Origin of the sequence: Nitrosopumilus sp. b3, from assembly GCF_014078525.1 — an archaeon.
Taxonomy (GTDB): Archaea; Thermoproteota; Nitrososphaeria; order Nitrososphaerales; family Nitrosopumilaceae; genus Nitrosopumilus.
In genome coordinates this window covers 160,180-172,516 of the sequence record NZ_MU078694.1, presented here as the reverse complement: position 1 = coordinate 172,516, position 12,337 = coordinate 160,180, and the positions used below count along the sequence as shown (strand labels likewise).

17 protein-coding genes are annotated in these 12,337 nt (G+C 32.5%); 9 read left to right on the top strand and 8 right to left on the bottom strand.

Annotated features, from left to right (window positions below; genetic code table 11):
- Positions 1-2: 2 nt before the first annotated feature.
- Positions 3-851: a TrmB family transcriptional regulator gene (locus C6990_RS02910; protein ID WP_182128248.1), complete on the top strand. Its 849-nt coding sequence runs from the start codon at positions 3-5 to the stop codon at positions 849-851.
- On the opposite strand, the gene C6990_RS02905 is transcribed toward C6990_RS02910, so the two are convergent.
- Positions 852-1,253 carry a DUF2203 domain-containing protein gene (locus C6990_RS02905; RefSeq protein ID WP_182128247.1) on the bottom strand — a complete coding sequence of 134 codons (402 nt, stop codon included), beginning with the start codon at positions 1,251-1,253 and terminating at the stop codon, positions 852-854.
- A 72-nt stretch (positions 1,254-1,325) separates the two neighbouring features.
- Between C6990_RS02905 and C6990_RS02900 the strand changes: the two genes are divergently transcribed.
- Both C6990_RS02900 and C6990_RS02895 read left to right on the top strand, forming a co-directional pair.
- Positions 1,326-1,604 carry a hypothetical protein gene (locus C6990_RS02900; protein WP_182128246.1) on the top strand — a complete coding sequence of 93 codons (279 nt, stop codon included), beginning with the start codon at positions 1,326-1,328 and terminating at the stop codon, positions 1,602-1,604.
- On the top strand, positions 1,601-1,999 hold the full coding sequence (locus C6990_RS02895) for a pyridoxamine 5'-phosphate oxidase family protein (RefSeq protein WP_182128245.1): 399 nt from the start codon (positions 1,601-1,603) through the stop codon (positions 1,997-1,999). Before C6990_RS02900 ends, C6990_RS02895 begins: the two co-directional genes overlap by 4 nt.
- Positions 2,000-2,012: 13 nt before the next feature.
- Here the strand turns inward: C6990_RS02895 and C6990_RS02890 are convergent, their stop codons facing one another.
- From C6990_RS02890 to C6990_RS02880, 3 genes are all read right to left on the bottom strand, one after another.
- A complete protein-coding gene (locus tag C6990_RS02890) occupies positions 2,013-2,402 on the bottom strand; it encodes a response regulator (protein ID WP_182128244.1) in 390 nt (129 codons plus the stop codon).
- Between the two features lie 108 nt (positions 2,403-2,510).
- Positions 2,511-3,488 (bottom strand): DMT family transporter, encoded by a 978-nt coding sequence (locus C6990_RS02885; protein WP_182128243.1) that lies wholly within the window; start codon positions 3,486-3,488, stop codon positions 2,511-2,513.
- A 60-nt stretch (positions 3,489-3,548) separates the two neighbouring features.
- Positions 3,549-4,154, bottom strand: a complete 606-nt coding sequence (locus C6990_RS02880; RefSeq protein WP_182128242.1) for a hypothetical protein — start codon at positions 4,152-4,154, stop codon at positions 3,549-3,551.
- Between the two features lie 87 nt (positions 4,155-4,241).
- Here C6990_RS02880 and C6990_RS02875 point away from each other — a divergent pair, with 87 nt between their 5' ends.
- The gene (locus tag C6990_RS02875; RefSeq protein WP_182128241.1) at positions 4,242-4,739 is read left to right on the top strand and encodes a HEAT repeat domain-containing protein; all 498 of its coding nucleotides are present in this window, start codon (positions 4,242-4,244) and stop codon (positions 4,737-4,739) included.
- 87 nt (positions 4,740-4,826) lie between these two features.
- Positions 4,827-5,603, top strand: coding sequence for a histidine kinase (locus C6990_RS02870; protein WP_255465141.1), 777 nt, complete (start codon positions 4,827-4,829; stop codon positions 5,601-5,603).
- Between the two features lie 8 nt (positions 5,604-5,611).
- Here the strand turns inward: C6990_RS02870 and C6990_RS02865 are convergent, their stop codons facing one another.
- Both C6990_RS02865 and C6990_RS02860 read right to left on the bottom strand, forming a co-directional pair.
- A complete protein-coding gene (locus C6990_RS02865) occupies positions 5,612-6,118 on the bottom strand; it encodes a YkgJ family cysteine cluster protein (protein ID WP_182128240.1) in 507 nt (168 codons plus the stop codon).
- A 51-nt stretch (positions 6,119-6,169) separates the two neighbouring features.
- The gene (locus tag C6990_RS02860) at positions 6,170-6,409 is read right to left on the bottom strand and encodes a hypothetical protein (protein WP_182128239.1); all 240 of its coding nucleotides are present in this window, start codon (positions 6,407-6,409) and stop codon (positions 6,170-6,172) included.
- A 126-nt stretch (positions 6,410-6,535) separates the two neighbouring features.
- On the opposite strand from C6990_RS02860, the gene C6990_RS02855 reads away from it, so the two are divergent.
- Complete coding sequence (locus C6990_RS02855) at positions 6,536-6,814, top strand: peptidylprolyl isomerase (RefSeq protein ID WP_182128238.1); 279 nt, start codon at positions 6,536-6,538, stop codon at positions 6,812-6,814.
- Positions 6,815-6,880: 66 nt separating this feature from the next.
- Entirely contained in the window at positions 6,881-7,156 is a 276-nt protein-coding gene (locus C6990_RS02850) for a hypothetical protein (protein ID WP_182128237.1), read from the top strand.
- On the opposite strand, the gene C6990_RS02845 is transcribed toward C6990_RS02850, so the two are convergent.
- Together C6990_RS02845 and C6990_RS02840 are read right to left on the bottom strand one after the other, a co-directional pair.
- Positions 7,153-8,661, bottom strand: coding sequence for a DEAD/DEAH box helicase (locus C6990_RS02845; protein WP_182128236.1), 1,509 nt, complete (start codon positions 8,659-8,661; stop codon positions 7,153-7,155). The two genes, C6990_RS02850 and C6990_RS02845, sit on opposite strands and share 4 nt — an antisense overlap.
- A gap of 264 nt (positions 8,662-8,925) precedes the next feature.
- Positions 8,926-9,114: a hypothetical protein gene (locus C6990_RS02840; RefSeq protein ID WP_182128235.1), complete on the bottom strand. Its 189-nt coding sequence runs from the start codon at positions 9,112-9,114 to the stop codon at positions 8,926-8,928.
- Between the two features lie 173 nt (positions 9,115-9,287).
- On the opposite strand from C6990_RS02840, the gene C6990_RS02835 reads away from it, so the two are divergent.
- Together C6990_RS02835 and C6990_RS02830 are read left to right on the top strand one after the other, a co-directional pair.
- Complete coding sequence (locus tag C6990_RS02835; protein WP_342752459.1) at positions 9,288-9,773, top strand: deoxycytidylate deaminase; 486 nt, start codon at positions 9,288-9,290, stop codon at positions 9,771-9,773.
- 4 nt (positions 9,774-9,777) lie between these two features.
- Complete coding sequence (locus C6990_RS02830) at positions 9,778-12,336, top strand: DNA-directed DNA polymerase I (RefSeq protein WP_182128233.1); 2,559 nt, start codon at positions 9,778-9,780, stop codon at positions 12,334-12,336.
- Position 12,337 lies beyond the last annotated feature (1 nt).

The following is a 12,337-nucleotide window of genomic DNA, read 5'->3' as shown; positions in this document are numbered from 1 at the left end:
AGATGTCTTACCAAGATCAAGTAAGTAGAATTGCAACAGAGCTTGAAGAGATTTTAGATCTCGACGACTTGGAGGCCAAGGTTTACCTGAATTTACTCAGAGCAGGGCCAATCACTGCAAGTGCTTTAGCAAAAGAGCTAGACATTGACAGAGCAAGAATGTATAGAACAGTGGATAGACTTGTTAGCAGAAATATTATTTCAACAACACTATCTAGTCCCAAGTTATGTATAGCATCAGATCCCCACGATGCATTAAAAATTGCATTAAGCAAAAAAGAAGACGAAGTAAATAAAATTAAAAAGCTAGGAGAGGCAATTATTGATAAAATTAACGATGAAATTACATCAAACCAAATCAATACGGTTCCTACATTCAGAGTTGTTCAAGGTAGGCAGAACATCTATGCAGATATTGCACAATTAATTGAAAATTCTACAGATACAATTTACATTGCAACGACGTTGGATGATGTCTCAAGAATGTATCACAGTACAATTCCAGAAAAAATTAGCATATGTGAAAAGAATGGTGGAACGGTAAGATTATTGGTAGACATGAATGATCCTAAATTGGCACCTTTTGTTAAAAGATTTAATGCAACTGAAACAAAGATTGGCAAACTACCATCAAAGGGACGAATTGTAGTTCAAAAAGATAAAAAAATGATAATGTCTGATCATGCAGCATCATCACAGCACTCGGGGTCAGATTCAGACTTTTCATTGTGTACAAATTCTAATGAGATGGTAGACAACATATTCACATTATGTTCATTCTTGTGGGATTCATCAAAGCCACTCAAGACAATTGATGTCAAAAATTTCATAAAAAAGACAAGTGAAGACTAGTCAGACTAGGGACTCGTCGTTTACTTCAATTGGCTTTCTACCCATAAAACCAGAGTCTTTCTCGTGCCAGAATTTTATTTCTGTCTCACCGTATTTCCAGCAAAGCCAAACTTCCTCATCAAATCGTTTTGAGGGGAAATCAAGCAGTCCCTGTTCAATACTTTTGACTGATACTCCAGTGTTTTCCAGGATTTCTACAGCTTCATAGAATTTTGTAACTGCAGAATTTAATTTCTGCTTTAATGTGATAAACTCTTCAAATGAATTGGTCGTAGAAAGACTCATCTGAATTTGCTGTTCTAATTTTGATACTTCGTTCTTTTTAGAAAGTGCATATTCAAATTTTTTAATCACGTCAGGAAGTGCTGTATTTGCCTCATTCGTTGTAAATAGAGAGAACATGTTCTTTTTCAGGAAGGCTGGATTAAAAATCTTAGGCACAAATTTATTAAGAATTCCACAACAAACTGCAGCATGAGCGAAGAGCAATTTGAAGAGATAATTATTCAAGTAATTAACGGTGCAGTATCTACAATTCCAGCTTATCTTGAAGATATTAAGGAAAACAAAGATACTCTCAAAGTTGAAAACCCCCAAGAATTCGTGTATGGGATTGTAATGGGTATGGCACTTGGGATGGGAGGAGCAATACTGAGTGCACAAAAAGAAGTTCCAACTGCAGAGGATCAGATGAAAATCAGAGACATCGTATACAAACACATACCAGAGATAAGAGAAAGAATATTCAATTGATAGAATTTAATCAAAAAGAGACAGATTTTCTAGAATCACTAGAAGAGGCAAGGATAGCAACATCACATGATGATATTCCGCATGTAAAGCCAGTATCGTTTATTCTTCATGAAAACAATATTTTAGTTGCTACAGATTACAACACTCGCACATTTTCAAACATCAAAGACAATCCAAAAACAGGAATTGTTATCGACATCTACAAATCGGGAAATCACAAAGCAATCTGCATTCAGGGGAAAGTAGAAATTGTTGAAAAGGGATCAGAATTTAAAAAATATTATGAGATTTTTCATAAAAAATTTGAATGGGTTAGAAAAGATCCATGGGCTGAAAATGAGGCTCCATTTTTGAAAATTATCCCAAACAACAAAACATCATGGGGGCTAAAATAAAAGAAGAGTTTGGTTATGGATACATTGAAACGGTGTTGTTAAGAGAATCAATTATTTTGCTGATTTTATTAATATCGAAAGGTTTGTGAACAATTTCTAAAACACCATTTTCTTCTAGTTGTTTTTCAATATTACTTGAAGTACTTCCAGTAACAACAATCACATTAGCAGATGAATCAATTTTTTTGATGTTTTTTAGTGCCTCAATTCCATTTAATTTTGGCATCTCAACATCTAAGAAAAGAACATCAGGCTTGTGTTTTTCATAAAGTTTTATCGCATCCAACCCATCATAACCAGCGGCTAAAACATCTAATCCTTGCATAGTCATCAATTCAGAAAATAGTTCAGTGATTTGAACATCATCATCTACAATAATACAAGTTTTAATCATTAATCCCATATTTGGTATTGATAAACTAAGTAATAAGATATTCTTTTATTACTTATAAGAAAAAGGGTATTTAATTTAAGTATAAAATAAAAAAAGGAGAATTAGAATTGAATATTGTTATTTATTAAATTGCAAGTATTTTTCAGTATTTTTTTTCACAGAGTGACTTTCAGAATCAGCATCTGCCAATTTATTTCTTAAAAAGAATATTCCAGTTAATGTTATTACAAGAGAAACAATGTCAATGGAAGTAATTTCTTCAGACAAGAAAAGTCCTGCAAAAATAATTCCAAAAACAGAGGTAGTAGAATACAGGAGAACAGTTCTAACGGCACCAATTAATTTCAATCCAGCTAAAAAGAACAAGGTAGACACTCCAGTTCCCAGAATACCAATGATTACAATGCTTGGAAGAGACATCAATTCAAAGTCCATAGGAATTTCAAGTATAACTAAAAATGACAATGCAATTATTGCACAAAAAATTGAAGTTATCTGTGTTACTCTTCTTGCATCATATTTATCTCCAACATATTTACATATTGTAATATCAATCCCATATAACAGACCAGAAAGAAGGATCAGCAGATCACCAGATGCAATTTGTTCAAAATTCATTCCATCCAAATATAGATTGTTAGCAATGGGAATAAACACCATTCCAATAATAATCATAGAAAATGGAATGTATTCCTTAATTTTGAGTCGCTCTTTGAAAAATACCATCGCTATGATAAGAGAAAAAATCATTTCTCCATTTATGAAAAGAGATGCATTTACAGCAGTCGAATTATTTAATCCAAAAAAATATGCTGCAAGTGCGGATACTTCAGCCAAACCAATCATAATCATAAAGAATATGTCTTTTTGAGAAAAATTAGAAAATGAATCAGTTTTGCGTGCTATAGGCGTAAAAAATATACTACATACCAGATAAATAATAAACGTCATAAAAATTGGATTTATTTCAATTTGATTAGGACCTATTTCCATCATTGGTTTTGATAGAACGTGTAAAAGTGCAGAAAGTGCAGCAGATGCAATAATTAAATAATATCCAAACCTTGATTTTTTTCCATAGAGTTTAATTTGCAATTAATCCCATATTTGGGATCAGTGTGCTACCTTAATAGTATGATCGTAATAGTAAATAAATCAGTTCAGAATAATCTGAAATATCGAACTTTTCGCAATGTCGGATTCGCTTAATTGGACATCAACAGTCAATTTATTTTTTTCAATATTTATTTTTAAATTAGTAAATGCACAAGCATATTTGTTAATTTTTTTATTATCAACAATAATTTGATCTGACTGATAGATTAAACCATCATCAATTAGACTATTGATTTTACGATATCCAGATGTTCTAGGCAATTGACAATCCTTTAAAATATCATTAATGATTTTAGGAGATTCTGAGACAGATTCAATTATTTTCTTTTTTTCCATATCACCATATGCCTGTAAAATAATCTCATTTACGTAGGAGTCGGAAAGCGTGTACCAAGGATCTTTTGATTTTTTGGATTTTGTTTGAAAAATATTTTCAAATATCTTTTTCTCAATTCCATCTGCACCTTTTCCAAAAAATTCCCTTAAAACAAGATCAAGTTTATCAAATTCTTCAATTGATTGAATAAGAGAAATTCCAAATTTTTCAAAAAGCCTATCGTCAATTTTCTTAACTGTTTTTGAGCCAAGATTTTTTTCAATAATTTCAGTAAGAGATATTACCAATAAACGGTCGAATCCAGACATGTGATATCATTACATGTTCTAGTTTATTAGTTTTTTTTATGGGAATTATAGGTATTTTTAATAAATAGTAATTCCCAAATTTGGGTATTGGCCATACAATTGTTTGATGAGAACGACATAAGGAAATTGTCTGATGAAGAGAGATTCAACTATTGCGAAGAAGTGTTAAAAAATAATGATGATGAGTCAAGACGATGGGATGCAGTTTGGCTTGCAGGAGAATTGGCTGAAAATATGAATCAAAATGACAAAATGCGTCAAAAAGTTGCAGACCTTATGGAATGGGTTTTAAAAAATGATTCAAATGGTGTTGTAAAACATGAAGCAAGTTTTCAGATAGCAGCAAGAAACTTTAGAGAAAAAATTCCAATATTAATGGAAATTTCATTAAATGATGACAGCATACTTTCAAAACATGAAGCTATAGAAGCATTAGGATTGATGCGAGCTTTTGAAGTAGAAGATCAGATTCGAACTTTAGAAAAGGATCAAAGTCGAGACGTTAGAGAAACAGCTGGATTTGTTTTAAAGAGATTCCAAAGATTGAAAGATTGTGGAGAATACACCCCATCAAACATTTTATAATTTGTAAATATTTTGACAATCCGTTTATTCACATACAAAAGACACTATTTGATATATACCTGATAAATAATCAAAATGTGAATTAAATTGTCTAAACCCAATACAGTACCCGAAAAATTAGACACCAACATAAATATCAAAATTATTGCAGGGATTATTTTTTCAGTATTTATTTTCCACACCTATGTGAACAATTTTTCAAGTACTGAAAATGCAGAGGTAATAATTTCAATTTTTTCTTTTCTGAATCCATTGGTAGTCACAATTGCTGCATTCATAGTTGCAATAAAATACATGGATGCAGGGATTTATCGAAAATCATATATTTTTTTAGGTTTTGCATATCTGGGAATATTTTTAGGCGAAGTAACTTATCTAGTCTATGACATAGTTTTACAATTAGACCCATATCCTTCAATTGCAGACATATTCTTTTTCATGCAATACCCACTAGCAATAGCATATCTTATTCTCAACATCAGATTTTTTGCTAGTTTTTCAAATAAATACAAGATGTGGATCATTTTACTTCCATTATTAATTCTGATTAGTTATTCAAGTTCAGCACTGACTGAATTGGGAGAAGCTGGATTTGATTTCTTTTATGGATTGGTTTTCGTTACATCTGCAGGAGTGCTTTTAGCATTTGCAGTTTTAGGTTCAACAATATTCCGAGAAGGGCTGATAGGAAAGGCATGGATGATATTGGTCATAGGAATTTTATCATTGACAATAGGGGATACATGGTATTACTATCTAGAACTTTCAGGAGAGTTTGAACTTTCCCATCCAGTTAATCTTTTTTGGTATGCGGGATATTGGATAATCATTTATGCTTTATACAAACACAAAAAAACCATTTAGTTTTAGAATTATAGAACATCACCATCATTCCAATTAATTTTTCGTAAAATAATAAAAGGTGTTTTTTTAGATTCTTCCGGTAAAATCATTTTTGTATGTGCAGTAAAAATATCAATATTTTTCATTAATTCACGAAATCCTTCATCTGATTCAAAAAACTCCAAATATTTTTCACTCCACTTCCAATCACTATTTTCATTACATGAATATACAATCCAATGATAGGAATTATTCAAATACATAATATCAAATGGGTATAACCTACAATCTATTGGCCTAGATTCATAAATACTACAACCAGATGTTTCTGCATTCCAAAAAACACATTCTATAGAATTATCCTTCTTTTTGAGTGTATCAATATTTTTGCCATTGATTTTTTTTGTTTGGATGTATTTTTCAGGAACAGGCTCAGTTTTCATTATTTTTTGTAAATCATTTGAAAACACTAATGGAACTGCAGAGTCGGTGCAACAGTTTTTATGATTACAGTTACCACACAAATTTTCAAACATAAGCATATGAAGAAGTTATAGAATTAATCATTTTTGTTCACCTAGCAAATGTCACTCAGACAATGTCTGAGTATGCGATTTTGACAATGATGCGATTTTTTTATTGATAGCCGCAACATCCCTTTTTGATAAGGTAGGTTTTTCGTTCTTAACTATCTTGCATTCTTTCGTAATAGGTAGATCTTTGATGTTAGAGTATTGCTCAAAAGTCAATAATGCAATTTCAGATTTTTTCTCATCAATAAATCTAAATTTGACAAGCAATGAAGGAACAATGGAGTCGTTCATCATATTATCATATATGACTAAGATAATAAATCGTTCTAGGTATTTATCGTGAGCATCAAGATCAGGTAAAATAGAATTAAAAAGAGATGATAGAAAACAATTAAGAATTAGTAAATTTTCCAACCAGTAATGGCTGCCAAAATAAAATGCTCTCATATCTTAGTAGAAAAACAAGGTGAATCACTTGCTATTTTAGAGAGAATCAAAAAGGGCGAAAAATTTGGCAAATTAGCAAAAGAATTGTCAATTGATTCAGGCAGTGCAAAAAAGGACGGGAGTTTGGGCTATTTTACAAAAGGCATGATGGTAAAACCATTTGAAGAAGCAGCATTCAAGCTACAAATTGGCGAGATTTCACAGCCAATTAAAACAGAGTTTGGATATCACATCATCAAAAGATTCGAGTAAAATAATTTCATTTCCTTAGACCAAACAATACATAACATTTTTTGGGACATTTAAGCAAAATTATTTGTGGTTTTATTAAATGAAAAAACATTAGAAGAAATTCTAGCACATCTGGAAAAATCAATTTCTAATCTTGCAAAAGAATCATTTGAGAATATAGAAATCGAAGGTGGTTTTTATGGAATTATGAATTTTCTTGAAAATCAGTTCGAAGTAAGACTAGAAAATTTACTAGCAGCAAAAGACAGCAGCATCCATCATTTAGAATCAGGAATGAAAAACAAAGTCATTCAAAGAAAGCAGAAAATCATCAAATTAATTTCTGAACAATATAAAATCTAGAGAAATGCATCGAGTCCTGTTTTCTGAGATTCAATTTCCTGATTTTTTTCCAGCACCTTTGTCATTTTATCCCCCATAGATTTTGCTGCACTCATCTTTCTTTTTCCAATCCAGTAATATGTCTCATCAATTGTATTTTTTGCTATCAGTACAACCAGTTTACCGGTATCTTTTCTTCCAGTTCTTCCTCTTCTTTGGATAAACCTAATTGAGCTTGGGACATTATCGTAAAAAATCACCTGATTTACTTCAGCAATATCAAGACCCTCCTCACCAACTCGTGTTGCAACTAGTACCTGAAAAATCCCATCTCGGAATTTCTGTACGGTTTCAATCTGTTTTTTTTGTTTTAAGCCAGCATCACCTGCTTTGCCAATCAAAATTCCAGCAGAAATTCCCATCTCAGTTAGTTTATTGAAAATTAAATCCACAGAATCACGATAGCTGGTAAATATCAAGGCCTTACCAGGAACAGATTCAAGGATTTCCTTTAATTTTGGAATTTTAGAGTGTTCTATTCCTCGCGATTGTGCTTCTTTTGCAAGATGAATTGCCCTTGTAAAATTAGGATCCATTTCAAAAAGTTCCTTGATTCCTACGCCTTTTTTTGCCTGAGCACGCTCACAGAATTTTAGAAAAGGCGTAATTCCATGAGCCTCTAGAATGTTCAGAGCATAATGAATTCTAATGCCAGTGAAAAGAGGTTTTGCCGAACGTCTATTTTGATTTAATACAAATTGCCGTATTCTCAATAAAGCAGAAAGAGATTGTTGTTCTGCCATTCGAATTCCGTTTTTTCTTAATGCAGAATATTGTTCATCTAATGCTAATTTCAGCAACGTTTGGATTGTTTTAAGTTCTGGAGGAAGCTCTACGTTAATCCACTCAGTATGAGTTTCTTGAGTGTAAGGCTTTACATCTGGACTATCCTCTCTTCTTTCAGCAACACTTGAAATTCGAAGTTTTGTCAAAATCTCTGTTGCCTTTTCTTTTTCACTTGGAAGAGTAGCTGTCATTCCAAGAATTCTAGCAGAAGAATTTTCAAAACTTTCTGCAATTCCAGAATATGCATAATCCCCAGCTGTTCTGTGAACTTCATCAAATACTACAAGACTAAATTGATCAGGGGAAATAATTCCTCTATTCAAATCATTTCTAGCAATTTCAGGAGTTGCGCAGATTACACTATTATTCCAGAGTTTGGTTCGTTTCTGAATTGTGTCCTCTCCAGTTATCAATGAAATATCATCTAACGTCAGGTTTTCTTTTAAGAATTCATAATGTTGATTTGCCAATACCCTTGTAGGAGCTAAAAACAATATCCCACCAGATCCTTTTGACAAATATTCGGCAATTACCTGTAATGCGATGGCAGTTTTTCCCAACCCTGTAGGCAAAACAACTATACAATTCTCTTTGATTGCCTGATTTGCAAGATTTACCTGATAATCACGTTTTTCTATAGAGTTTTTTTGAACATATTTTTTCTCTAGATACTGATCCAAGATATTTTATTAATCACAATTTATTGATTTTATGCTTTCGTGTAGCAAAATACTATCCATTACTCAAAAATGAGCAGATATTTTATCATGAAAATTCCTGATTAACCAATTAATAGAGAAATTGTGAATTAAAGGGGAATTTGAGCCTGAAAATAGGATTAATATCAAGTATATCTTCGAAATCATTCTCAACAAGTGAATCCAGATTCAGACTAGGGAAAGATTTAGGAGAAAATGAAAAATAAAAATTGAAAAAACTAAATTTTATTCTAGTTTTTTCTTTGCTTTGTTTATCATCAAAGTCTCTTCGCGAAGATGTTTTTTCAATAAGGCTTCATGATCTTTTTTGTGAACACTGTATGCTTTGTTTAGAGCCTGTTTTGTTTTTGCTCTTTTAACAGCATTTTCAAATTTTTTGTGAATAACATTCACTTGCGCAGAATAACTTGCCATTAAAACAAAAGGCCACATGATACTAAAGAAGTTTATGTATTTCAAATCCTATTTTCAAATTGCTGAAAATTGATCGCATTGAAAACAAGGATTAGCGTGATCCATATATTGAGCAGGTAAAGACAATCTGTGTGAGTGATTCTTTTGACAGACCAGATTGGGATGAATACTTTATGCTTCAAGCGGAACTGGCAAAGCTTCGCTCAAACTGCATGACAAGACAAGTAGGTGCAGTAATTGTTAGAAATCATAGACAGCTTGCAACAGGTTATAATGGAACACCACCCGGAATTAAAAATTGTTTTGAAGGTGGATGCAAGAGATGCCAACTTAGAATGGAAGGTAAAATAAAATCAGGGGCATCATTGGATAGATGTCTTTGTAATCACGCAGAGGCAAATGCCATTATGCATTGTGCAATTTTAGGGATTGAAGCTGGAATAAAGGGGGCAGTATTGTATACAACATTTGTACCATGTTTGGAATGCACAAAAATGGCAATTACAATTGGAATTAAAAAATTTGTATGTCTTGACTCTTATCCGGAAACAGATTATGATTTACTAAAGGAGGCAGGAGTTGAAGTAATTCAACTGGACAAAAATGAGATTTCAAAATGGGCAAGCAAGCTGGTAAGCAAATACGAGAATTCTGTGTAAGAAAATGCAAGTAAATCTTACAAATACCGAGCAGGTTGAATCAATGCCCCCATCAATGCTCGTATCTGCCACATATGACAATAATTCAAAATCCGCAGTTTTAAAATTCTACAATCCTGAATCTCAAAAACTAATTCTATGGAAAGATGAAACAGGTCACAAACCTTATTGTTACTCAAGATTATCACCAGATGAATTAGATTTTCTTCAAGAAAGAGAAGATGTTTTTGAAATCAAAACTGTTCAGAGATTTGATCTTATTACTGATAAAGAAATTGACATGTCAAAAATCACAGTAGCAGATCCTTTGGCAATTGGCGGGACATCAGGAGACAAAAGTATCAGAAACGTAATTGAAACATGGGAGTCTGACATAAAATATTATGAAAACTATCTATATGATAGAAAATTAATTGTTGGGAAATATTATGAAATAGTTGACAAAAAACTAAAGCCACATGATTTGGAAATTTCTGATGAAGTTAAAATCGCACTGAAAAGTTTGCTGTGGGATAAAGTAGATAGTGAAAGCATGGTAGATTCTGAAGAATTTAAAAAATACATTACAGAGTGGGCAGATTTACTAAATCAGCCAATTCCAAAAATAAAAAGACTTAGTGTAGACATTGAAGTCGAAGCAGAGATAGGAAGAATTCCAGATCCAAAAATTGCCGAAAAAAAAGTCACTGCAATTGGAATGAAAGGCTCAGATGGATTTAATCAGATTTTTGTTCTCAAAACAGAAGGAACTGAAGAAGGAATTAATGAACTAGAGAAAGATATCAAAATCACATTTTATGAATTAGACAAAGAAAAAGAGATGATTCATGATGCATTTAAAATCATTAAAGAATTTCCATTTGTAGTAACATATAACGGAGATGAATTTGACTTGCCCTATCTTTACAATAGGGCAGAGAGATTGGGAATAAAAAATTCTGAAAATCCATTTTACATGATGAGAGATTCTGCAACATTAAAGGAAGGAGTTCATCTTGATTTGTATAGAACACTATCTAATCGCTCATTTCAGATTTATGCTTTCAGCCAAAAGTACACTAATTTTTCACTAAACAGTGTCTCTAAAGCTCTACTGGGCAAAGAAAAGATAGACTATGGTTTAGATTTTGACCAATTATCGCTATATCAAACTGCAAATTATTGCTACAACGATGCCCTACTAACATTTGAGCTTACAAGCTTCAACAAAGATTTACTGATGAATCTTCTAGTCATCATTGCAAGAATCGGCAGAATGCCAATTGACGATATTGCAAGAATGGGAGTATCCCAATGGATTAGAAGTCTACTATATTATGAGCATAGACGAAGAAATTGCTTAATTCCAAAAAGAGAAGAGCTGCAAAGAAGATCAGAGGGAGTATTATCAGATGCAGTGATTAAAGATAAGAAATATCGCGGAGGTTTGGTAGTTGAGCCAAAAGAAGGAATTCATTTTGACGTAGTGGTCATGGATTTTGCTAGCCTGTATCCTAGTATCATCAAAGTTAGAAATCTTTCATATGAAACAGTAAGATGCTCTCATGAAGAATGCAAAAAAAATATTATTGAGCAGACAAATCATTGGACATGCTCTAAAAGAAACGGACTAACATCAATGATTATTGGATCACTAAGAGATTTGAGGGTAAACTATTACAAGAGCTTATCAAAAAAAGAGACCCTTACAGATGAACAAAGACAGCAATACACAGTAGTCAGTCAAGCGCTTAAGGTTATTCTAAATGCAAGTTATGGTGTAATGGGTGCAGAGATATTTCCACTATATTTTCTACCCGTGGCAGAGGCCACAACAGCCATAGGGAGACACACAATTTTAGAGACAATTAAAAAATGTGAGGCAGCTGAAATCGAGGTATTATACGGAGATACGGATTCATTATTCATTAAAAAGCCAACAAAAGAACAGATCCAGACAGTAATCGAACAAGCAAAAAAGGATCACGGTGTAGATTTAGAGATTGATAAAACATACAGATACTGTGTGCTAAGTAATAGAAAGAAAAATTATCTTGGAGTAACAAAAGATGGAAGTGTTGATGTCAAAGGGCTTACAGGAAAGAAATCACATACACCGCCATTTATCAAAAAATTATTTTATGAATTGCTAGATGTACTATCAAAAGTTCAAACAGTAGAGGATTTCGTAAAAGCAAAACAGCAGATTTCAGAAAAGATTGCAACGTGCGGTAAAAAAGTAGAAGCAAAAGAAATTCCACTTGAGGATTTAACATTTAATGTGATGCTCAGCAAAGCCCCATCAGAATACACAAAAACAATTCCTCAGCACATCAGGGCTGCAAAACAATTAGAAACAATTAGAGAGATAAAGAAAGGGGACAGAATTTCATTTATCAAAATTTTAAACAAGCCAGGTGTGAAACCTGTAGAAATGGCAAAAAAAGAAGAGATTGATTCAAAAAAATACATGGAATTTATGGAATCAACACTTGAGCAAATCACATCATCGATGGATTTGGACTTTGACACCATTTTAGGAAAGCCAAAACAGACAGGATTAGATGAATTTTTTTGGAGTTAGA